Source organism: Serratia sp. CY71090, from assembly GCF_052166845.1.
GTDB lineage: Bacteria > Pseudomonadota > Gammaproteobacteria > Enterobacterales > Enterobacteriaceae > Serratia > Serratia nematodiphila.
This window is the reverse complement of record NZ_JBJNOA010000006.1, coordinates 134,818-156,841: the sequence shown is the minus strand read 5'-3', so window position 1 is coordinate 156,841 and position 22,024 is coordinate 134,818. Positions and strand designations below refer to the sequence as shown.

The 22,024-nt window shown below is 60.0% G+C and carries 20 protein-coding genes and 1 tRNA gene; 9 read left to right on the top strand and 12 right to left on the bottom strand.

Features of this window, described 5'->3' with window-relative positions; translation table 11 throughout:
- Positions 1-4: 4 nt before the first annotated feature.
- A complete protein-coding gene (locus ACJ8OK_RS13200; RefSeq protein ID WP_442530630.1) occupies positions 5-2,497 on the top strand; it encodes a fimbria/pilus outer membrane usher protein in 2,493 nt (830 codons plus the stop codon).
- A gap of 18 nt (positions 2,498-2,515) precedes the next feature.
- The gene (locus ACJ8OK_RS13195) at positions 2,516-3,586 is read left to right on the top strand and encodes a fimbrial protein (RefSeq protein WP_085058607.1); all 1,071 of its coding nucleotides are present in this window, start codon (positions 2,516-2,518) and stop codon (positions 3,584-3,586) included.
- A 46-nt stretch (positions 3,587-3,632) separates the two neighbouring features.
- On the opposite strand, the gene ACJ8OK_RS13190 is transcribed toward ACJ8OK_RS13195, so the two are convergent.
- On the bottom strand, positions 3,633-3,893 hold the full coding sequence (locus ACJ8OK_RS13190) for a DUF1471 domain-containing protein (RefSeq protein ID WP_033633414.1): 261 nt from the start codon (positions 3,891-3,893) through the stop codon (positions 3,633-3,635).
- A gap of 150 nt (positions 3,894-4,043) precedes the next feature.
- Between ACJ8OK_RS13190 and ACJ8OK_RS13185 the strand changes: the two genes are divergently transcribed.
- A complete protein-coding gene (locus tag ACJ8OK_RS13185) occupies positions 4,044-4,973 on the top strand; it encodes a LysR substrate-binding domain-containing protein (protein ID WP_033633413.1) in 930 nt (309 codons plus the stop codon).
- Between the two features lie 7 nt (positions 4,974-4,980).
- Here ACJ8OK_RS13185 and soxR read toward each other — a convergent pair whose 3' ends face one another.
- Positions 4,981-5,451 carry a redox-sensitive transcriptional activator SoxR gene (soxR, locus tag ACJ8OK_RS13180; protein ID WP_033633412.1) on the bottom strand — a complete coding sequence of 157 codons (471 nt, stop codon included), beginning with the start codon at positions 5,449-5,451 and terminating at the stop codon, positions 4,981-4,983.
- Positions 5,452-5,595: 144 nt separating this feature from the next.
- Here soxR and ACJ8OK_RS13175 point away from each other — a divergent pair, with 144 nt between their 5' ends.
- The 3 genes from ACJ8OK_RS13175 to ACJ8OK_RS13165 are packed head-to-tail and all read left to right on the top strand — an operon-like array spanning position 5,596 to position 10,197.
- Complete coding sequence (locus tag ACJ8OK_RS13175) at positions 5,596-6,024, top strand: DoxX family protein (protein ID WP_374930343.1); 429 nt, start codon at positions 5,596-5,598, stop codon at positions 6,022-6,024.
- Entirely contained in the window at positions 6,021-7,106 is a 1,086-nt protein-coding gene (locus tag ACJ8OK_RS13170; protein ID WP_213929153.1) for an efflux RND transporter periplasmic adaptor subunit, read from the top strand. The genes ACJ8OK_RS13175 and ACJ8OK_RS13170 overlap by 4 nt, the downstream gene beginning before the upstream one ends.
- 10 nt (positions 7,107-7,116) lie before the next feature.
- Positions 7,117-10,197, top strand: coding sequence for a MexW/MexI family multidrug efflux RND transporter permease subunit (locus tag ACJ8OK_RS13165; protein WP_004928056.1), 3,081 nt, complete (start codon positions 7,117-7,119; stop codon positions 10,195-10,197).
- Between the two features lie 49 nt (positions 10,198-10,246).
- Here ACJ8OK_RS13165 and ACJ8OK_RS13160 read toward each other — a convergent pair whose 3' ends face one another.
- The 5 genes from ACJ8OK_RS13160 to ACJ8OK_RS13140 all read right to left on the bottom strand — a co-directional run bounded on the left by ACJ8OK_RS13160 (position 10,247) and on the right by ACJ8OK_RS13140 (position 14,636).
- Positions 10,247-11,047 carry a DNA/RNA non-specific endonuclease gene (locus ACJ8OK_RS13160; protein WP_015377376.1) on the bottom strand — a complete coding sequence of 267 codons (801 nt, stop codon included), beginning with the start codon at positions 11,045-11,047 and terminating at the stop codon, positions 10,247-10,249.
- Positions 11,048-11,199: 152 nt separating this feature from the next.
- Entirely contained in the window at positions 11,200-12,660 is a 1,461-nt protein-coding gene (locus tag ACJ8OK_RS13155) for a TrkH family potassium uptake protein (protein ID WP_033633682.1), read from the bottom strand.
- Between the two features lie 131 nt (positions 12,661-12,791).
- Entirely contained in the window at positions 12,792-13,106 is a 315-nt protein-coding gene (locus ACJ8OK_RS13150; protein WP_004928047.1) for a hypothetical protein, read from the bottom strand.
- Positions 13,107-13,341: 235 nt separating this feature from the next.
- The gene (gene wrbA / locus ACJ8OK_RS13145; protein WP_015377377.1) at positions 13,342-13,941 is read right to left on the bottom strand and encodes an NAD(P)H:quinone oxidoreductase; all 600 of its coding nucleotides are present in this window, start codon (positions 13,939-13,941) and stop codon (positions 13,342-13,344) included.
- Positions 13,942-14,018: 77 nt separating this feature from the next.
- The gene (locus ACJ8OK_RS13140) at positions 14,019-14,636 is read right to left on the bottom strand and encodes a LysE family translocator (protein WP_033633409.1); all 618 of its coding nucleotides are present in this window, start codon (positions 14,634-14,636) and stop codon (positions 14,019-14,021) included.
- A 68-nt stretch (positions 14,637-14,704) separates the two neighbouring features.
- Between ACJ8OK_RS13140 and ACJ8OK_RS13135 the strand changes: the two genes are divergently transcribed.
- Positions 14,705-15,628: a LysR family transcriptional regulator gene (locus ACJ8OK_RS13135; protein WP_048322809.1), complete on the top strand. Its 924-nt coding sequence runs from the start codon at positions 14,705-14,707 to the stop codon at positions 15,626-15,628.
- Here ACJ8OK_RS13135 and ACJ8OK_RS13130 read toward each other — a convergent pair.
- Positions 15,612-16,082 carry a helix-turn-helix domain-containing protein gene (locus tag ACJ8OK_RS13130; protein WP_048322812.1) on the bottom strand — a complete coding sequence of 157 codons (471 nt, stop codon included), beginning with the start codon at positions 16,080-16,082 and terminating at the stop codon, positions 15,612-15,614. The genes ACJ8OK_RS13135 and ACJ8OK_RS13130 overlap by 17 nt on opposite strands.
- Positions 16,083-16,199: 117 nt before the next feature.
- Positions 16,200-16,775, bottom strand: coding sequence for a helix-turn-helix domain-containing protein (locus ACJ8OK_RS13125; RefSeq protein WP_015377381.1), 576 nt, complete (start codon positions 16,773-16,775; stop codon positions 16,200-16,202).
- A 67-nt stretch (positions 16,776-16,842) separates the two neighbouring features.
- Here ACJ8OK_RS13125 and ACJ8OK_RS13120 point away from each other — a divergent pair, with 67 nt between their 5' ends.
- Positions 16,843-17,766, top strand: a complete 924-nt coding sequence (locus ACJ8OK_RS13120; RefSeq protein ID WP_015377382.1) for a DMT family transporter — start codon at positions 16,843-16,845, stop codon at positions 17,764-17,766.
- A 46-nt stretch (positions 17,767-17,812) separates the two neighbouring features.
- Here the strand turns inward: ACJ8OK_RS13120 and cycA are convergent, their stop codons facing one another.
- Complete coding sequence (cycA, locus tag ACJ8OK_RS13115; RefSeq protein WP_442530629.1) at positions 17,813-19,213, bottom strand: D-serine/D-alanine/glycine transporter; 1,401 nt, start codon at positions 19,211-19,213, stop codon at positions 17,813-17,815.
- Positions 19,214-19,562: 349 nt separating this feature from the next.
- Between cycA and ACJ8OK_RS13110 the strand changes: the two genes are divergently transcribed.
- A tRNA-Lys gene (locus ACJ8OK_RS13110) sits at positions 19,563-19,638 on the top strand.
- 220 nt (positions 19,639-19,858) lie between these two features.
- Here ACJ8OK_RS13110 and ACJ8OK_RS13105 read toward each other — a convergent pair.
- Both ACJ8OK_RS13105 and ACJ8OK_RS13100 read right to left on the bottom strand, forming a co-directional pair.
- Complete coding sequence (locus tag ACJ8OK_RS13105; RefSeq protein ID WP_033633405.1) at positions 19,859-20,362, bottom strand: DedA family protein; 504 nt, start codon at positions 20,360-20,362, stop codon at positions 19,859-19,861.
- A 74-nt stretch (positions 20,363-20,436) separates the two neighbouring features.
- On the bottom strand, positions 20,437-21,675 hold the full coding sequence (locus ACJ8OK_RS13100; protein ID WP_442530649.1) for an MFS transporter: 1,239 nt from the start codon (positions 21,673-21,675) through the stop codon (positions 20,437-20,439).
- Positions 21,676-22,024: the final 349 nt, after the last annotated feature.

The following is a 22,024-nucleotide window of genomic DNA, read 5'->3' as shown; positions in this document are numbered from 1 at the left end:
AACAATGAAGCTGAATAAAAAAGTCCTCTCGCTGCTGACCGCCTCTTCATTCTTGTTGCCGGATGCGGCCTGGGCGGTGACGTTCGATACTTCGCTGTTGGCCGGCGAATCGCGCGATTCCGATCTTTCGCGTTTTTACCTCAACAATGACATGCCGGCCGGCCGGCAGGAGATCGATGTGTATGTCAATCATGACTGGAAAGGGCGCTACGCGCTGCTGTTTGGCACGCAACGCGACGATATTCAAATTGCCTACCAGGATGCGCAGCGGTTGGGCATCGATCTGAGTCAATTGCCGACACCTCAGGCGCCCCAGACGACGCTGTCGATCGCCGCGCTGGTACAGGGCGGGCGGTTCGATATGGACGTTGGCGCGCTGAGCCTGCGGTTGACGGTGCCGCAGGCGCGGGTCAACCGATCGGAAGCAGGGTACGTGGATCCGGCTTTCTGGAATCGTGGCATCTCCGCGTTGACGCTGGCCTACAACGCGACCTACTACCACGCCGAGGCGCGCGGCGAAGGCAATCGCAGCAACAATGACGATTTTTATACCGGGCTGGAGTCCGGGATCAATCTGGCCGGCTGGCAATTTCGCGACAGCAGCAGCTTTCGCCACGGCAGCGGGCGGGGGAGCCAGTGGCAGAACAACACGCGTTATCTGCAGCGCGGGTTCGCCGACATCAAATCCAACCTGACCGCCGGTGATTTTTATTCGCCGGGGGAGCTGTTCGACTCGGTACGCATTCGCGGGGTGGCGCTGGCGTCGGATATCAGCATGCGGCCCAACTCGCAGCAGGGTTTTTCACCGATTGTGCGTGGCGTGGCGCAATCCAACGCCTTGGTGAAAGTGGTGCAGAACGGCAACGTGATCTACCAGGAAAACGTGCCGCCGGGCGCCTTTACCCTCGACAGCATTCAGCCGACCGGTTCGGCGGGCGATCTGTGGGTGACGGTCAAAGAGGCTGACGGGCGCGAGCAGTCGTTCAGCGTGCCGTTTTCAGCCGTACCCAACATGTTGAAACAGGGTGTCAGCCAATACAGTGTACTGGCCGGCAAGGTAAACGAAAGCAATACCGATTATGAACCCGGCTTTGTACAGGGCACCCTGCAGTACGGTTTCAACAATCTGGTAACGGGGTATGCCGGCAGCATTTTGAGCGACGACTATCAGGCCTGGCTGCTCGGCAGCGGCTGGAACCTGCCGATAGGGGCGGTGTCCATTGATCTGACGCATGCCGATACTCGCCTGAAAAACCGCCGTGAAAGCGGGCAGAGCTTCCGTATCGCCTACAGTAAATTTCTCGATGTCACCGCGACCAACTTCACGCTGGCTGCCTATCGCTACTCCACCCGCGGTTACTACAGCTTTACCGACGCCATTTACTCCAATGACGGCTATCGCCAGCTGGAGCGTCAGTTTGATCGCTGGCGCGACGAGGAGGGCGTGTCCGAACTGGATATGAACACCTGGGATGCGCTGCGTTCGGCTCGGCCGAAAAATACCTTTACGCTCAACCTGAACCAGCGTCTTAACGAAGGGGGGGGCACGCTGTTCTTCTCCGGCTCCCAGCGTGATTACTGGACGGCCAATGCGAAAAGCCACGAATACCAGCTGGGGTACTCCAACAATCTGGGGCGCGTCAGCTACTCCGTTTCAGCCAGCCGGGTGCGCAACAGCCAGCATGAGGAAGAGACGCGCTATTACCTGTCGTTCAGCCTGCCGCTGTCGGTGTTCGATAACAACGCCTACCTCAGCACCGGCCTGTCTGCGACAGACTCCCACTATCAGCAAAGCACGGTCAGCCTGAGCGGCAATGCGCTGGAGTCCAACCGCCTGAGCTACTCGCTGAGCGGCAGCAATCGCAGCGGCGGTGACAATATGGCCAGCGTCAATGCGGCCTATCGCGCTCGCGCCTCGACGCTGGGCGTCTCCTACAGCGAAGGCAACGATTATCGTCAGAGCGGCCTCAGCGCGCGCGGCAGCCTGGTGGCGATCCCCTGGCATCTGCTGGCGTCGAACGAGATCGGCAACACCATGACGGTGGTCGAGGCGCCGCAGGCCGAAGGGCTGATGGTCAACGGCGACGAAAGCATCGTGACCAATGCGCAGGGTTTGGCGCTGGTGCCTTATGCCACGCCGTACCGGCAAAACTCGGTCACGCTATCGGATACCGGCCACAGCAGCGGGGCGGAAATCAGCGGCAACGTCGCCAACCATGTGCCTTACTACGGCGCGGTCAGCTACCTGAAATTCGAGACCGATCAACGTCGGCCATTCCAGCTGCGGGCGCAGCGCGCCGATGGTGCGCCGCTGCCGTTCGGCGCCGAAGTGATGGATGAAAACGATCGGTCGGTAGGTTTTGTCGGCCAGGCCAGCGTGTTGTACCTGCGCGCCGAACAGCCGCCAACGGCGTTGACGGTGCAATTGCGCGACGGCAGTTGCCACATCGCTAAACCAACTCTGGCGCTGGATGCGTCGCCCGGCGTTTGCCGCTAATACAGGATAACCGAACCTATGATCAGGCTGATTTTTTTGCTGCTGCTGTCCGGGCTGTTCAGCGGCTATAGCTATGCCACCTGTTTTGGCAAAGGGATCTCATTTGCACCGGCTTTGAATGTCGATCTCTCCGATAAGCTGAATGCCAACACCCCGGTGTGGGAGGAGCAATACAGCACCCAATATGTCGGCACTTTCGACTGCGGTTCTTCAACGAGCCAATTTACCTATACGCTCAAGCTGTCGCCCGATAATAAGAATGCGGCTATTTTTGGTTTTAACAACGGCACGCAGTGGATACGCGCGCAAATCGTCAATAAGATTGGCGATCGTGAACTGTCAAAGCGCGGCGAACATTCCGCCGCCGAGTTAAATACGCCGATGACCGTGCGCTACTCGTTAGAATCGAAGCCCAAAAATGGTCGTGTGGTGCCGGGGGATACGCTGATGCTGGATGACGCGCTGATGGTCTCGGACATTACCGGCATAAAGATATGGGAATTGCCGATTTGGCTGTTGCAGCAAGTCGGGAAAATACTCAGTTGGCTCCTGACCGGCAACTGGCCTTATGACGAACGCGATATGTACGGCCAGCCGATGAACATCAAATACGCGCCCAAAACCACCACCTGTCGTTTCGACAATGCCGGCCTGACGGTCAGGTTGCCCAAAATGGGCGTGGCGCAGGTGCTGAATAACAATCAACCCGGCTACACGCCGTTCTCGCTGAACATCAGCTGCCAGAACATGCAGCAGGAAGGCATCGCCGATCGCGCCGTTGAGATGTTCCTGTCCAGCAATAACCTGCTGGCCTCCGACGCCAGCGTGTTGACCAATGCCAATGCGGGTGGTGCGCAAGGGGTGGGGCTGCGCCTGGTCAAGCGCGACATGCCGAGCTCGCCGGTGGTATTGTCGCCTTCCAACGTCGATCGCGGCAGCGCCACCTCGCTGTTTCATGTCGCCGCCGGCGGCAGCCTGAACAGTCATTTCATCATCGGCATGGGCGCTTATTATTACCCTTATCAGCGCGATGGCGTCACGCAGGGGGAACTCAACACCTCGGCCACGTTGAACATTATTTATCCCTGATGAATGGGGAGGCAAAAAAACCGGCAGCTGCCGCTGCCGGAGAGGGTTATTGATAAGTCATTGCGTTGGCGTGCAGCTTGTTATTGCCTACGATCGCGATGATTTTGTAGTAACGGGCACCGGTCTTGTCGGTTTTGTCTGCCAACATCTTTTCCGCATCGCTCAGATTCGCGGCACCGCTAACGGTAATCACTTGGCGCGGCGTCAGGGCGTCCGCCTGTTGACTATTGATTTGCGTTGCCGCGATTGTTGCGCCTGAAAAGACAAAAGCGCCCAGCAGCATCGTTTTAAACATGACGTTCTTCATGATGTTCTCCTCAATCGCAATACGCTTGTTCTTTGCTATGGTTGAATCTTTTTGTTTCGTTATGCTAAAGGATAAGCAGCGGGGTGCCGGCGCGGTAGTGCCTGAAAGCGTAATGCATCGTTTCCAAACTGGAAACGATAAGGAGGGGGCATGCAGGATTTGAACGATCTTCAACTGTTTGCTTTGGTGGTGAGACATGGCGGTTTCGCCGCCGCGGAGCGGGCGAGCGGCGAGGCCAAATCCAAACTCAGCAAACGCGTGGCTCGTCTGGAGGCGAGTTACGGTGCGCGGTTAATCGAACGTTCGACGCGCAGTTTCCGCGTCACGGATATTGGCCGCGATGTGTATCGGCAGTGTGAGGCGATTATCGAGCGATTGGAGGCGGCCGATGCCATTGTCGCCCGTGCGCGTGCCGAAGTGAGCGGCTGCCTGCGCATCAGTTCACCGCCCGGTTTGATGCAGTATTATAATTCCCATCTGCTGTTGGATTTTATGGCGCGTTATCCGGACGTGCGCGTGCAACTGTTGATCCATGAGCGCCATGTGGATCTGATCAATGAAAAGATCGATGTGGCGTTTCGCATTACGAGCCATTTCGACCAGGATCAATCATTGATTAAACGCGATCTTGGCGTGCGGCAACGCATTTTGGTCGCCGGCGCGCAGCTGGTGGAGAAAGCCGGCGGCTTGCCGCAGTCGTTCGAACAGCTGGCCAGTTTGCCGACGTTGTCGATGGGAGAATGGCTGGATCGCGATCGCTGGGAATTCGAGGACAATGCAGGCAATCAACGTACGTTCGTACATGTACCCCGGATGTGTTGCGGGGATTACAGTACGTTGCATAGTGCGGCGATTGCCGGGATCGGCGTAGCGTTTTTGCCGATCCATTTGTGTGCCAACGAATTGCGGACGGGTCAACTGCTGCGCCTGCTGCCGCAGTGGCGTGCGCCGAACAGCATTGTTCACCTGGTGTTCACCAGCGGCAAAGGCCTGTTGCCGCCGGTGCGGGCATTTATCGATCACAGCGTCGCGGTATTCGCCGAAGCCAATCGCCGCCTTTCCATGATGCCGGTTGCCTAGCCGCTTATCATTGCCCATCCGGGTGTTCGAAAATATGCGCGCCGGCCCCTTGCCGGCCCAATATATCGTTCGGGTTGCGCAGCGGGCAGTCGGTGAGCGACAGGCAGCCGCAGCCGATGCAGCTGTCGAGATGGTCGCGCAGCACCGTTAGCCGTTGAATACGCTCATCCAGCGTTTTGCGCCAGGCGGAGGACAGCACTCCCCATTGTTCTGAGGTCAGCTTGCTGCCGATGGGGAAGCGGCTTAGTGCGGCGCGGATTTCTTCCAGCGGAAGGCCCGCGCGCTGCGCGATCTTGATCACCGCGATATAGCGTAATACCACCGACGGATAACGCCGCTGATTGCCGGCGTTGCGCGTCGCCTGAATCAACCCTTTACTCTCGTAGAAGTGCAGTGCGGATACCGCCACGCCGCTGCGTTTCACCACTTCCCCGACGGTCAATAGCCGATTGGCGTCAATCGGTTCATTTCTTGCCATTTTATCTTTCCTCAACTTGACCTCAAGTTAACCTGAGGTTTTATAGTTCAGCCTGCCGGGCTTGGCAACCGGCATCTCTCAAGACCTGCCCCCGTCTTATCGGGGAGAAGGATGGCTCGGCTGTAAAATCAGGAAGAAACCGTTATGCAACGCTTTATCAACACCGCTCTGGACAGTTATTGGCTTTGGCTGCTCGCACGTCTGTGCTTGATGGTGATTTTCATCTCGTCGGGGCTCGCCAAGCTGTTCGACATCGAAGGGAGCCTGGCGGAGATGCGCGCCGCCGGTTTGCATCCGGCCTGGCTGTTCAACCTGGCGTCGGCGTCGGTGCTGCTGACAGGTTCGGTATTGATCTTGCTGAACCGCTGGGTGTGGCTGGGCGCCGGCATGCTGTCGGCGTTCCTGATCCTGACTATCGTGATCGTACACACCTTCTGGAATATGTCCGCTCCCAACATGCAGATCTCCCTCTACTTCGCGCTGGAACACATCACGGTGATCGGCGGGCTGTGGGTGACGGCCATCGCCAGCCGTTTGCGTCAACGGCTGGCCAACACGCGTGAGGCTGCATGATGAAACGATACCTCATTATTGCCGCGCTGCTGGCGGCGCTCGCCGTCGCTGCGGTAGCGATGCGATCCACCGCGCGGCAAAGCGAAGGCGCGCCGGCCTATCCGCCGGTGAAAGTGGCGCTGGCGCCCGCCCTGCGTGAACAGGCGGCGCGCAGTTACGCCGGCGTAGGCGAGCTGGAGGCGGCCAGTCAGGTGGAAGTGGCGGCAGAGACCAGCGGCCGCATTACGCGCATCCTGTTCGAATCCGGCCAAACGGTACGGCAGGGGCAACTGCTGGTGCAGCTCAACGATGCGGTCGAGCAGGCTGAGCTGGTGCGCCTGCAGGCGCAACTGCGCAATGCCGATCTGCTGCTGGCGCGCATGCGCAAGCTGATGAACCTCAACGCCACCGCGAGGCAACAGCTGGACGATGCGCTGGCCGAACGGGATATGGCGTTCGGGGCGGTGCAGGAAACGCAGGCCAAAATCGCGCAAAAGGCGATTCGCGCGCCGTTCTCCGGCACCATCGGCATTCGTCGCGTGCATGAAGGGCAATACCTCAACGCCGCCGAGGCGGTGGCCAACCTGGTGGACGCCGATACGCTGCGCGTCAACTTCTCGCTGGACGAACAAAGCAGCGCCGGACTGGCGTTGGGGCAGGCGGTGTCGGTGCAGGTCGGCGCCTATCCCGAGCGCGCTTTCCCCGCCGCCATTACCGCTATCGATCCGATGATCGGCAAATCCCGCACCGTGCAGGTGCAGGCGACGTTGACTAACCGCCAGGGATTGCTGAAGGCCGGCATGTACGCCGGCATTCGCGTCACGCAGCAGCAGCGCGTGGCGGTGCTGACGGTGCCGGAAACGGCGCTGACCTATACGGCGTACGGCGATACCGTGTTTCTGGCCCAGCAGGGTGAAAAGGGCATGACGGTCAAGCGCGTCTCAGTCACCGTAGGTGAGCGCAACGACGGGCGTGTCGAGATCGTCAACGGCCTGCAGGAAGGCGACCGGGTGGTGACTTCGGGCCAGCTCAAGCTGAGCGACGGCATGGCGGCCGAGCCGGTAGCGCAGGATGCTCTGAACGCCGCCCAGGCCGGTTCCTGAGGAGAGACCGATGACATTTACCGATCTGTTCGTGCGCCGGCCGGTGCTGGCGCTGGTGGTCAGCACCTTGATTCTGCTGTTCGGCGCGCTGGCGCTCAGCAAACTGCCGATCCGCCAATACCCGCTGCTGGAAAACTCTACCATCACCATCAGCACCGACTATCCCGGCGCGTCGTCCGAGCTGATGCAGGGCTTTGTTACGCAGCCGATCGCTCAGGCGGTGTCGTCCGTCGAGGGCGTTGACTACCTTTCTTCCTCCTCGGTGCAGGGGCGCAGCGTGGTGACGGTGCGCATGGCGCTGAACCGCGACTCCACCCAGGCGCTGACCGAAGTGATGGCCAAGGTCAACCAGGTGCGCTATAAGCTGCCGGAGCAGGCTTACGATCCGGTGATTGAGCGCTCAGCCGGTGAAGCCACCGCCGTGGCCTATGTCGGTTTTTCCAGTAAAACGCTGTCCACGCCGGCGCTGAGCGAATACCTGACGCGGGTGGTGGAACCGATGTTCACCACCATCGACGGCGTCGCCAAGGTTGAAGTGTTCGGCGGGCAAAAAATGGCGATGCGCCTGTGGCTGGACAGCGATCGGCTGGCCGGCCGCGGTCTGACCGCTGCCGACGTGGCCGATGCGGTGCGGCGCAACAACTACCAGGCGGCGCCGGGCAAGGTGAAAGGGCAGTATGTGGTTGCCAACGTGCGGGTGAATACCGATCTCACCAGCGTAGAGGAGTTTCGCAATCTGGTGGTGCGCAACGACGGCAACGGTCTGGTGCGCTTGAAAGACGTCGGCACCGTGGAGCTGGGCGCCGCTGCCACGGAAACCAGCGCCTTGATGGATGGCGAACCGGCGGTGTTCCTCGGCGTCTTCCCCACGCCGACCGGCAATCCGCTGGTGATCGTCGACGGCATCCGCCACCTGATGCCGGCGATCGACAAGATGCAGCCGCCGGGCGTGAAGATGGCGCTGGCGTTCGAGACCGCGCGCTTTATTCAGGCCTCGATCGATGAAGTGGTGCATACCCTGCTCGAAGCGCTGGCGATCGTTGTGGCGGTGATCTACCTGTGTCTGGGGTCGCTGCGCACCGTGTTGATCCCGGTGGTGACCATTCCGCTGTCGATACTTGGCGCTGCCGGGCTGATGCTGGCCTTTGGCTTCAGCGTCAATTTGCTGACGCTGCTGGCGATGGTTCTGGCGATCGGTTTGGTGGTGGACGACGCCATCGTGGTGGTGGAAAACGTGCATCGCCATATCGAAGAGGGGAAAACGCCGCTGGCGGCGGCGATGATCGGCGCACGCGAGGTGGCCGGTCCGGTGATCGCCATGACCCTGACGCTGGCGGCGGTCTATGCGCCGATCGGCCTGATGGGCGGGCTGACCGGCGCGCTGTTTCGCGAATTCGCGCTGACGCTGGCCGGGGCGGTGGTGGTGTCCGGCGTGGTGGCGCTGACGTTGTCGCCGGTGATGAGCTCGCTCCTGCTGCCGGCCAAACAGAGCGAAGGGCGCGTGGCGCACGCCGCCGAATGGTTCTTCGGCGGCCTGACGCGGCGCTATGCGCGCGCGCTGGATTTCTCGCTGCACCACCGTTGGCTGACCGGCACGCTGGCGCTGCTGGTGATGATCAGCCTGCCGCTATTGTACCTGATGCCGCAGCGCGAGCTGGCGCCGACCGAGGATCAGGCTATCGTACTGACCGCCATCAAGGCGCCGCAGCAGGCCAACCTGAACTATGTCGAACGCTTTGCCTACAAGCTGGACGAGGTTTACAACCGCATGCCGGAAACCGAAAGCCGCTGGATCATCAACGGCAGCGACGGCACGGCGTCCGGCATCGGCGGCATCAACCTGACGCTGTGGCAGGCGCGCCAGCGCTCGGCGTCGGCGGTGCAGGCCGATCTGCAACGGGCGGTGAACGATGTTGAAGGCACCAGCATTTTCGCCTTCCAGCTGCCCGCCTTGCCAGGCTCCACCGGAGGGCTGCCGGTGCAGATGGTGCTGCGTACGCCGCAGGACTACCCGCAGCTGTACCGCACCCTGGAGGAGGTGAAGCAGAACGCCAGAAACAGCGGCCTGTTTATGGTGGTGGACAGCGATTTGGACTACAACAACCCGCTGGCGGAGGTGCACATCGATCGCGCCAAGGCCAACAGTCTGGGGATACGCATGAGCGACATCGGTGAATCGTTGGCGGTGCTGGTGGGAGAGAACTACCTCAACCGCTTCGGGATGGACGGGCGCGCTTATGACGTTATCCCGCAGAGCCTGCGCGAACAACGGCTGACGCCGCAGGCGCTGGCGCGGCAATATGTTCGCGCCCAGGACAATACGCTGGTGCCGCTCTCCACCGTGGTATCGGTGGCCGTTAAGGTCGAACCGAACAAGCTGACCCAGTTCAACCAGCAGAACGCCGCCACTCTGCAGGCGATTCCCGCGCCCGGCGTTTCGATGGGCGAAGCGGTGGCTTTCCTCGAACGGCAGGCCAATGCGCTGCCGGCCGAATTTAGCCACGACTGGCAGGGGGATTCGCGCCAATACACCCAGGAGGGCAGCGCGCTGGCGTTCGCGTTCCTGGCGGCGTTGGTGATCATTTACCTGGTGCTGGCGGCGCAGTACGAGAGCCTGAAAGATCCGCTGATTATCCTTATCACCGTGCCGCTGTCGATCTGCGGCGCCTTGCTGCCGCTGGCGCTGGGCTACGCCACGATGAATATCTATACCCAGGTCGGTCTGGTGACCCTGATCGGGCTCATCAGCAAGCACGGCATTCTGATGGTGGAGTTCGCCAACGAGCTGCAGATGCATCAGGGGCTGACGCGGCGCGCCGCGATTTTGCAGGCGGCGCAAATTCGTCTGCGGCCGGTGCTGATGACCACCGGGGCGATGGTGTTCGGTTTGATCCCGCTGCTGTTCGCCAGCGGCGCCGGGGCTGCCAGTCGCTTCGGCCTGGGGCTGGTGATCGTCTCCGGCATGCTGGTGGGCACGCTGTTTACCCTGTTTGTGTTGCCGACGGTGTATACGCTGTTGGCGCGCGATCACGCGGTAGCCTCACCTCGTCAGCGTGAGTTGGCCGCCGCGCAAAAGGCGCTGACGGAATAATCCGCCGGCGCCCGCGTGAAGAATAAACCCGCTTCGGCGGGTTTTTCCGTCAGTTTTTGCAGCCCATCAACTCCGGCAGAACGCCGGGTTTGCTCTTCAGCGAAGCCTGCACGTCGTCCGGCAGACCGGCCCAGATGATCAGGCCGGTGCGTTTCTCGATCTCGTCCACCGTCACGCGGAATTGGCAGAAATCGGCGCCCTTCGGCGTATTCTGATCGAACAGGAAAGCGGCATAGTGGTTCACTGCCGGGCTGTTGTTGATGAAAATCACCTTCCAGTAGGCGCTGGGGATGGTGTGCGCTTTCTGGGTGCCCGGCAGTTTGCCCATATCGCGCTCATACAGCGGCCCGGTTACGGTATAGACCGAGGAGATATCGGCGCGATCGATCAGCTTGCGTTCCTGATCTTCCAGCCGCGCCCAGGCGCCCTGGTTCAGATCGGACTTTTGCGGCGTGATGTTGGACAGGTAGTTCAACGATTCCCAGTCGGAAACGCCCGCCAGCGAGGCCAGCGGCGCCTGATGACCGCGATCGACCTTCAGCGCGGCGTTGGCGCCGGTGTAATCGGCGGGCGCCAGGGTGTCCGCCGGGTTGAGCGCCGGATCGGTTTTCCAGTTGCGCGTCTTGCCGCTGGCCGGCGTGTCTTTGGTGATGTGATAGGCCACCCAGTTGGCGAACTTGGTGGTGCTGTTGTTGTTCAACGTATAAGCATGACGCACGATAGACACGTTGCTGCTGCCGCCGGTCGGGCAGCCGACCGCGCAGTTGTCGATGGATTCGAGCGTGTCGGCCGACGCCTGCGCGGCGAACAGCAGGGCGGCCAAGGCCAACATCTTGTTGTTAAAGCGCATATTCATATCCTCAATAAGTTAAAAAATACTGTATATATTTACAGTAAAATAAACTTATCGCAGTGAAACGAATACAACAATGCAACATATTCATGTTGTGAATGTGTCAGTCATGGCAAAACGAAACGGCATCCTGCGCATTGTTAGGCGGATCAAAAACGCCAAAATGCGCGTGAACAAAGGATCAACATCGGGTAGATCTCGAGGCGCCCGAGCAGCATGGCGGCGCACATCAGCCATTTTGCCGCATCATTTAGCGTGCCGAAACCCGCGGCGGTTTCCCCGTATCCCAGCCCCATATTATTGATGCAGGCGGCGACGGTGGCGAAGGCGGTGACCAGATCATAGCCCATTAGATTCAGCAGCCAGATAAACAGGCAGGTGAACAGCACGTAGAGAAAGAAAAAGCTCCAAACGGAGCGCAGCACCCGATCCTGGATCGGCGCATTACCGACCTTGATGGTATATATGGCGTTGGGATGCACCAGTTGATTGATCTCAAGCCGGCTTTGCTTGTACATGATCAGAAAACGCAGCGCTTTAATGCCGCCGCAGGTAGAGCCGACGCAGCCGCCGAAGAAACTCGCCGCCAGCAGCAGCATGATGGTATGGGACGGGATCTTGATGTAATCGGCGATCGCCAGGCCGTTGTCGGTCATCATAGAACTGGTGAGGAAAAAGCCATGTACGAAGGCGTCTTTGACGCTGTACATGCCCGAACGGTAAAGCTCGATACACACGATCGCGACGACGATGGACAGAATCAACAGGAAAAAGCGCAGCTCTGGGTTACGGTACAGCGGTTTCACGCTGCGGCGGCCGATGGCGACGAAATAGAGCGTGAAGTTCACCGCCGCCAGAATAGAGAAAATGCCGCCGACCATTTCCACCGCTGAGCTGTCGTAGTATCCCAGACTTTCATTGCGGGTGGAAAATCCGCCGAGTGAGACGGTAGAGATGCCGTGGCACAACGCATCGAACCACGGCATGCCCGCCAGGCGAAAGGCGACGGTGCAGGCCAACCCCAGTCCAAGGTAAATCAACCACAGATTTTTCGACGTATCGGCCAAGCGTGGCGTCAGCCGTTCTTCTTTGAATGGGCCGGGCATTTCCGACTGATAAAGTTTGGCGCCGCCGATGCCCAGCAGCGGTAGCACGGCCACCGCCAACACGATAACCCCCAGACCGCCGATAAAATTAAGCTGCGAACGATAGTAGAGGAATGATTTGGGCACGCTGGAAACGTCGTTCAGCACCGAGGCGCCGGTGGTGGTGATGCCGGAGACACCTTCAAACATCGCGTCAACCAGCCGGACGTTCAGCGTGTCATCCAGCCACAGCGGCAGGGCGCTGATCGCGGAAAACAACAGCCAGAACATCACGATAATCAGAAAGCCGTCCTGGGTGCGCAACTGCACTTTTGACTGCCGGGTGCCGAGCCAGCCTAATCCGCCGAGCGTGGCGGCGAGCACCAGAGTATAGAAAAACGAGAAGGCGCTTTTTTCTTTATACAGCAGGCCCATCAGCAGGGGCGGGATCATTGAAAGGCTGTAAAGAAGGACTAAAAAGCTGCAAAGATGAATAACGACCAGTATTTGTTTGGTTTTGACCATGCTGTTGCTCGGAGTGCCCGCCGACGATGCGTCAATTTTTTGAAGTGTATCAAGCATAAAACAGGCGATATAAAAATAACGTAAAAATTCATATCGCCGAATAAGCATGGCGTGGAGGGGCGGGGAGAACGCTATTCCAGCAGGTCGTTGACCGTGCGGCGAACGTAGTGCGTCATCTGCGCCAGATCGCCCGGTGACACCGGGCCGCCGCCGGCGCGCACCACCTGCTGTTCGATCTGGGCGATCTCTTGCTCGACCTTGTTGGCGATCTGCACTTTGACTATTTTGTCCACCGAAGACAGCAGCACCTTTAAGACGACTTTCAGCGCGATGTTTTCGCAGAACGAGTCGTAGTGATGAACCGGCGGCGGCGGGGCCGGAGCCGGCTCGGGCGCGCGCGGAGCCAGAGCCTTGAAGCTGTCTACATTTTCAATAATAAGATCCATGTCTCTTATTAGTTCATCAAAATCTTTAGACACTGACTTATTCCCTTCGCTGTGCGCAAAAAACAGAACGCCCGTCCTCGGGCTGAAAGCGGATGAGTGACGGGCAGAACGAATTCGGGCCTGGCCTTCAGACGCTGAATGGCCGGGGGAGGGGCATTCTAACCTTGCGGCGGGTCGGCAACAAGATGGGGCCGTGCGAATGCGCGGCCCTTTGGATCACGAGGCTGGAGGGCGCTTAACTTTTCAGCTTGGCGGTGATTTTGGCCACGTGTTCGCCCTGATAACGGGCAATGGTCAGCTCTTCGTTGCTCGGCTGCCGCGAACCGTCGGCGCCGGCGATGGTGGTGGCGCCATACGGGGTGCCGCCGCGCACCTGTGAAACGTCAAACAGCTCCTGCGTCGCATAGCCGATCGGCACGATGATGAAACCGTGGTGTGCCAGCGTGGTCCAGGTCGAACTGATGGTCTGTTCCTGGCCACCGCCGGTGCCGGTGGAGGAGAAGACGCTGCCTACCTTGCCGTACAGCGCGCCGGACGCCCACAGGCCGCCGGTCTGATCGAGGAAGGTGCGCATTTGCCCGGCCATATTGCCGAAGCGGGTCGGCGTACCGAAGATGATGCCGTCATAGTCCGCCAGCTCTTGCGGGGTGGCGACCGGCGCCTGCTGGTGTTGCTTGCCCCCGGCCTTGGCGAAGGCTTCCGGCGTCATGGTTTCCGGCACGCGTTTGACCGTCACGTCCACGTTATCGACCCGATTCGCCCCTTCGGCCACCGCCTGCGCCAGGCGTTCGATGTGGCCGTACATTGAGTAATAAAGCACCAACAGTTTCGTCATGTTCCGTACCCCGCTCAGATGATTAACAAAAACCCCTGATAAGCATAGAAGCGAATGACGAACTTGGCGTTGCGGCGTTACTTGATGCCGGCGATCGCCAGCAGGGCGCCAAAGGCGATCAGCAGCCCGCCAAAGGTACGATCGATGCCGCGGCGCAAACGTAAAAAGCGCGCATTGACGCCCGGTGCGGAAAATAGCAGCGCGACGGCGGCAAACCAGAAGATATGGACGGCGGCGATAAAAAGACCATAGCCGATTTGCACGCCGAGCGGGGTGTGCGGAGAAACCACCTGCATGAACAGGCTGACGATGAAGATGGTGGTTTTCGGGTTTAACGCGTTGGTGAAAAAACCGGTTTTCAAGGCGGCGAAATCGCTGATGGCCGCCGGCGCTGTTGTGGGGGCTGCGTCATGATGCGCCGCGTTGCGCAGCAGCGTAATGCCGAGGTAGATCAGGTAGGCGGCACCGATGGCTTTAAGCAGGTTAAACAACCAGGGCGACTGTTGAATCAACACGCCGACGCCAATCAGCGTATAGCTGACATGGACCAGCACCCCGGCGCCAATGCCGCAGGCGGTCAAGACGCCGGCGCGGCGCGAAAGCAACAGGCTATTGCGCGAGACCATGGCAAAGTCCGGCCCCGGGCTTATCACGGCGAGTAAAGTAATGGTGACGACAGCGATGAGTTCAGTCATAGTTATCCTTGCGGTGTTTATCAATAGAGTGACTGATTTATAAGAGTAATTTTTCTCGGTGACAAACGATGAATAGTGACAATATCGGTGAGAAAAACTCACGCAAAACCGGCAGGCCGTTGCCGTTGGGCGGGCTGCGTTGCTTCGAGGCCGCCGCGCGGCTGGAAAGTTTTACGCAGGCGGCGCAGGGGCTGAATTTGACGCACGGCGCCGTCAGCCGGGCGGTGCGGGCGCTGGAAGAGGAACTGGGCGTGGCGTTGTTTGAGCGCCGCCATCGGCGGGTACTGCTCACGGCGGCGGGGCGCAAGCTGTTTCAGGCGACGCAGCAGGCTTTCGGCATTCTGGATCATACCGCGCTGGAACTGCGCCAGCAGGCGCTCGATGCGCCGCTGGTCTTGTCCTGTGAACCGACCTTGTTGATGCGTTGGCTGATCCCGCGTCTGCCGGCTTTTCAGCAGGCGCACCCGGATATCAACTTACAGCTGGTGGCCGGTGGCGGGCCGTTTTCGTTCCATGACGGCATTACGGCGGCGATCAGGCGCAATGACTTCGATTGGGGAAAGCAGGTGCATAGCCTGGCGCTGTTCAGTGAAAAGGTTGGGCCGGTGTGCCAACCCGAGGCGTTGGCAAGGATGACGATCGCCGAGGGCAGCCTGCGGAGTTTGCGGCCCGGCACTAAACTGCTGCATTCCGCCACCCGGCCGGATGCCTGGCGGCACTGGGCGCAGCAGCAGGGGATGACGTTGGCAGGGCATTCGGAGCAGCGCTTTGATCATTTCTATTTCAGCCTGCAGGCGGCGGTCGCCGGTCTTGGCATTGCGATCGGCCCGTGGTTGCAAGTACGAGACGATCTGGCCGCCGGTTTGTTGAGTGCGCCGTTCGGTTTTACGCCCGACGGCAGCGGCTATTATCTGCTGTCGCCGCAGGCGATCGTGCCGGGCAGCGCGTTGGCCCGGCTGGCCGAGTGGCTAACGCTCACGGCAGGCGCCTGAGTTTTTGCGCCAGCCGCTGTTCCTGCCAGCGGCTGAAGACGTTGCGCAGCAGCAGAGTGCGCACCGCCCGCATGATCAGCGCGAGGCTCATGCCGCCGATCGCCCACAGCGACCAGAGATAGTGCGGGTGGGTAAACCAATTAATGGCGAACAACATCACGCCAATCACGGCGAAACGCACCGCCATGCTCAGCAGTTTGCCTTCTGCCGCGACCTGGCGACGAATGCGCTGTTCGTCAGGCTCCTCCTCCTCCATTGTCTGTTGCGGCTGTGCGTTGAGATCGCGGACCTGCACGCCCAGCGCGGCGGCGATCGCGGTCAAGGTTTCCAGGCTGGCCTGTTCGCCGTTTTCAATCCGCTGTACGGTGCGGGTGCTGAGGCCGGCGATGGTCGCCAGCTGCTCCTGCGACCAGCCTTTTTCCAGACGTAACGGCCTGATGCGGTACTTTTGCATGATGCACTCCCGAGTTCGCTGTCACTGTCATCCAGTGTAGGAGGCGCGGGGTGGCGGCGCCACGACAGCGGCACGACAGCGACACGACATCCGCCGCCGGCGCGGGCTGGCGGGCAGTCAGAAGGCGACGTTGCGGATAAAGCGCAGCGGGAGATCGCCGTGGTTGGCGTAAGCGTAACGTTGATCGCTGTTGAAGGTTTGCGCAGCGCCGGCGCTGAGCGTCAGCGTGCCTTGTTCCAGTTCCAACGTCAGGGTGCCGGCAATCACGTAGATCATTTCACTCCAGCCTTCGGCGTCCGGCGCCGAGTCATAGCGCTCGCCCGGCATCAGCGTCCATTCCCACAGCTCGGCCCGTTGGCGCGCCGGCACGCTGGCGGCGAACAGCGCCTGGCTGCCCGGCTGTGCGCCTTGCCAGGCCAACTCTCCCACCAGGTGGCTGCCGCGCGCTTCCGGCGCCTGAATCAGATCGGTAAAGGAAATCGCCAGGGCGGCGGCGATCTTGTCGAGCACCGCCAGGCTGACGTTGCGATCGCCGGCCTCGATGCCCGCCAGCATGCGGCGGCTGACGCCGGAAAGCTCGGCCAGCGCCATCTGGCTCAGGCCCGCCTGTTGGCGGTAGCCGCGCAGATTGCTGCTCAGGTACTGCAGCACTTTGGGGGGATCGGTTTTCGCGTTATGCGCCGTATTGCTCATCGCCGGACTTTATCTCATACTGGCAGGATCTGTGCATTATATTGCACTCAGCAGGAAGGGCAAGCCGGTGTCAGCAGCAAAAAAATCCTTTATTTCCGCCGTGGTTCCGCAGATCAGGCTGCCGGAAGCGGTGTTGATTTTCATCACTATGATCTGGGGCGGCACCTTTTTGGCGGTGCACCACGCGATGCAAGTCAGCGGGCCGTTCTTTTTTGTCGGCCTGCGTTTCGCCACCGCCACGCTGGCGTTGACGCTGTTTTCGCTGCGCGTGCTGCGCGGCCTGACCCTGTATGAACTGAAGGCGGGCGTGCTGATCGGGCTGGCGATCATGTTCGGCTACAGCATGCAAACTGTCGGCCTGCAGACCATCACCAGCAGCCAATCGGCGTTTATCACCGCCATGTACGTGCCGATCGTGCCGCTGTTGCAATGGCTGGTGCTGGGGCGGTTCCCCGGCATCATGTCGTGGATCGGTATTCTGCTGGCCTTTACCGGCCTGATGCTGCTGGCGGCGCCGAGCAGCACCGACATGACGCTGAGCCTCGGCGAAATTCTGACGCTGGCCGGCACGCTGGGCATGGCGGCAGAGATCATCCTCATCGGCGCTTTCGCCGGCAAGGTGAATATCCGCCGGGTGACCATCGTGCAGCTGGCGACCGCCTCGCTGGCCTCATTTTTGATGATGGCGCCGACCGGCGAGTCGCCGCCGCCGTATTCGGATTACCTGCTGTACAGCGCCATAGGGCTGGGGCTGGCCAGCGCGTTGATTCAGCTGACCATGAACTGGGCGCAGCGCAGCGTTTCACCCACGCGCGCTACGGTGATCTACGCCGGTGAACCGGTCTGGGCGGGCATCGTCGGGCGGCTCGCCGGTGAGCGTTTACCGGGCGTGGCGCTATTGGGGGGCGCGTTGATCGTGATTGGGGTGGTGGTCAGCGAGCTGCGCGTGCGGCGCAAGGATAAAGCGGCGGTGGCGACGGAAGCGGATTAGCCCAGAGGCGTAAAGAAAGGGGCGGAGAGATCCGCCCCTTTTTGCATCACGCGGTTTTCTTCTTGCGCAGGAACACGTAAGACAGGCCGAGCACGATGAACCACAGCGGGGTGACGATCAGCGCCTGACGGGTGTCTTCGCGCAGCGACAGCAGCACCAGCACGAACACGAAGAACGCCATGCACACCCAGCACATCAGTTTGCCGGCAGGCATTTTGTAGATCGATTTCTGGTGCAGCGCCGGGCGTCGTTTACGGTAGACCAGGTACGAGCACAGAATGATGGTCCAGACGAACATGAACAGAATCGCCGATACGGTGGTCACCAGAGTGAAGACCGTCATCACGTTCGGGATCAGGTAAATCAGCACCACGCCGCCCAGCAGGCAGATACAGGAGAAGGTGAGGCCGTTGGCCGGTACCGCGCGCTTGGACAGGTTGGCGAACGATTTCGGCGCGTCGCCTTCCTGCGCCAGCCCGAACAGCATGCGGCTGGTGGAGAACACACCGCTGTTGGCGGAGGAGGCGGCGGAGGTTAGCACCACGAAGTTGATTACGCTGGCCGCGGCCGGCAGGCCGATCAGCACGAACAGTTCAACGAACGGGCTCTTGTCAGGCACCACGGAGTTCCATGGCGTCACCGACATGATAACGATCAGGGCGAACACGTAGAACATGATGATTCGGATCGGAATCGAGTTGATGGCGCGCGGCAACGACTTCTCCGGATCCTTGGTTTCCGCGGCGGTGGTGCCCACCAGTTCAATGCCGACGAAGGCGAATACCGCGATCTGGAAGCCGGCGAAGAAGCCGCTGGTGCCTTTCGGGAACATGCCGCCGTCATTCCACAGATGGGTGAATGAGGCCACGGTGCCGGTCGGCGACTGGAACTGCATGGCGATCATCACCAGCCCGGCGACAATCAGCCCAACGATGGCGACGATTTTAATCATCGCAAACCAAAACTCCATTTCGCCGAACATTTTCACCGTCGCCAGATTAAGGCCGAGCAGCAACAGCACGCACAGCAGTGAAGCGATCCACTGCGACAGCTCGGGGAACCAGAACTGAGCGTAGGCGGTGATCGCCACGACGTCGGCGATGCCGGTGACCACCCAGCAGAACCAGTAGGTCCAGCCGGTGAAGAAACCGGCCCACGGGCCGAGCAGATCCGCGGCGAAATCGCTGAACGATTTGTATTCCAGATTGGACAGCAGCAGCTCGCCCATGGCGCGCATCACGAAGAACAGCATAAAGCCGATGATCATGTACACGAAGATGATCGAGGGGCCGGCCAGGCTGATGGTTTTACCGGAGCCCATAAACAGACCGGTGCCGATGGCGCCGCCGATGGCGATCAGTTGAATATGTCGGTTAGTGAGGTTTCGCCGTAGATGATCTTCTGAAGCGGGCGTCGCGTCAGTCGCTATTTTAGAGTGATCTACCATCTGATGATGTCCTGTTTTACCTGTCATTAGTGAAGTCGTGAGCTCTGAAGTGGCTCTTTTTTATACATTTATCCGGTTGATCCGGCTTTAGTAAGGTAGTGCAATAACGCCACCTTTGTGCAACATGTTTACAACATTTATACGCGGGATAAAAGTCGATCACTCTTTACACGGAGGAGGCAAATCGGACGTTCAGGGAGCGGAAGATTACTCTTCAAAAGAGGGGATTAATAGACCTTATGCGGCTTATCTCGTTGATTAAACAAAGGGTTGTAAAATTCACATGAGAAAAAGTAATGAGTGTAAGCGTTTGACAGCGCCGCCGACGAGGAGGACAATTTACCGCGTTGGGTCGTTAGCTCAGTCGGTAGAGCCGTTGACTCTTAATCAATTGGTTGCAGGTTCGAACCCTGTACGACCCACCAACCAAATCAGCGTGTTACGCTCAGGCTTTTCTCTGCTTGTTTCCTCATTGCGCCGTTTTAAGCGCGCTTTTTGCAAAAAAATTCGCATTTTTCGACTGATGTTCAGAAAGGTGATCTGGCGCAAACTGCGGTGTCGCACCGCAGTTTATACGGCAAGAGAGGCTGTGCGCTGGCGCAACCTCGGCGGAGGGGAGAGCCATTTGCCCAAGAATCTTTCAGGTCAGGAAACGGGGAATAAATGCGCCGCCGACATCAAGAGCAGCGCCCAGACGGCGGCCGAGAGCGCGGCGGTGGCATAGACGCGCCGCGCTGGCAGTTGCAGCATGCCGGCCATCAGCGGCACGGTGTAACGCATCACCGCCAGAAAACGCGAGGCGAACAGCAGCGGCAGCCCGCGCTTTTGCAAGGAACGTTGCGCTTTGCGTAGCGGAGCGTGAAAGCGTGCCGGCAGCCGGCGGCCAAGATCTCGGCGGTGCAGCCGTGCGCCGCAGTGGAACGACAAGATTGATCCCAACGCGGCGCCGAGGGCGATGGCCGCCCAAACCGCGCCGAGGGGCAGCGCATGCTTGCCTGCAACGATGCCCATCAGCAGCGTCACCGAGGCGGGCGGCAGGGCGGAAGACACCACGATCACCGACTTTCCCAGTGCGAACAGGAAAATCAGCAGCAGCAACATCTCCGGTTCCGGACTGTATTTGGCGATAATGTGCGTCAATTCATCCATTTAACACCTGCGAGCGAGAGGGCTGAGTGCCAGTGTCCCATCCGCAGGTTCAATAAGGGTTAAATAACGCGCCGCTATCCGGCGATCTCCGCGTCTTGCTTGCTCACGTCGGTGCACCGGTTTCTGAGCGCCCACAACAGCGTGGCGCACAGCAGCGAAAAGGCGGCCAGCACCAACGGCCCGGCATGCGGGCTGTGAAAACGCTCTTCCGCCTCGGTGCGGATCAGCGGGGCTAAAAAGCTGAATGCGGCGCCAAGCGTAGTGCAAAAACCGATGCCGGCCGCCAGCGCCGGGCCGGTGAGCACCTGCGCGGGAAACGTCCAGAAAATCGGCTGTACCGCCAGGAAACTGACTGCGCAGCAGCTCAGGGCGACGATGGCGAGCAGAGGGCCGGCATAGGAAGACACCACCAACCCCAGCGCCGCCGCGACCATGCACCCGACGGCGATCGGTAATCTTCTGGCGGTGTTTCTGTCGGCATAGCGCGGCAGGAAATAGACGCCCAGCGCGGAGAACGCCCAGGGGATGGCGGCCACCAGCGAGGCCTTGAAGCCGAGATGGGTGCCCATCAGCGAGGCGACCTGCGACGGCAGGAAAAACATCAGGCCGTAGACGCCAATCTGCAGGGTGCCGTAGATCAACGCCAGATGCCAAACGGTGCCGCTGCTCATCGCCGCTTTGACGCTGCTGGTTTCGGTCTGCTGCTGTTCATCGGCCAATTGTGTCACCAGCGCCGTGCGTTCTTCCTCGGTCAGAAAGCGGGCCTGCCGTGGGTTATCGTCGAGATAGAAAAAGGCGAAGACGCCGAGGGCGACGGCCGGCAGCCCTTCCAGCACGAACATCCAGAACCAGCCGGGCTTGCCCAACACGCCGTGCATCTCCAGCAATGCCCCCGACAGCGGTGAGCCGAGCGTCAGGGCCGCCGGCACGCCAAGCACGAAGATGCCAATAACCGAGGCGCGCACCTTATTGGGAAAATAGATCGACGCCAGCAGCAGGATGCCGGGGTAAAAGCCGGCTTCGGCGATCCCCAGCAGAAACCGCAGAACGATAAATTGCTGTTCATTGGTCACCAGCCCGGTGCAGGCTGACAGCGCCCCCCACAGCGCGGTGGTGGCGCTGAGCCAGCGTTTGGCCCCCCAGCGGTTCATCAGCAGGTTGGCCGGGATGCCAAACAGCGCATAGGCGGCAAAAAATATTCCGGCGCCCAGTGCAAAGGCGGATTGCGACAGCGCGATATCGATGGCCATCGCGTCCTTGGCAAAGCCGACGTTAACCCTATCGATAAACGCGATGAAGTACATGGCGAACATCAAGGGCACCAGTCTGCGCCAGGTTTTGCGAATGGCTGCGTTGAGCGCAGGAACGGCATAGGTGGCGTGATTCACTGGCGGTAACCTCTCTTCTGAGAATGACAAGCGTCGGTCATAAGGACCGTCCTGGCGCCGTTGCCCTCAACACGACGGTAACAGCGGACTTTCTTCGTGAGCCTTAAAGGTCTAATGGTCAGGCCTTTAAGGGCGAAAAAAATGCCGCATATCGGGTCGGCAGGTTAATGCAGACATCACCATGGTGAATGGTGTGTTGCTTTTTTGTTAATCAGACGTTCACACAGGGCCAGGGCGCGTTCAAGCGCTTTGATCGAGATCTGTGTGCGCTATC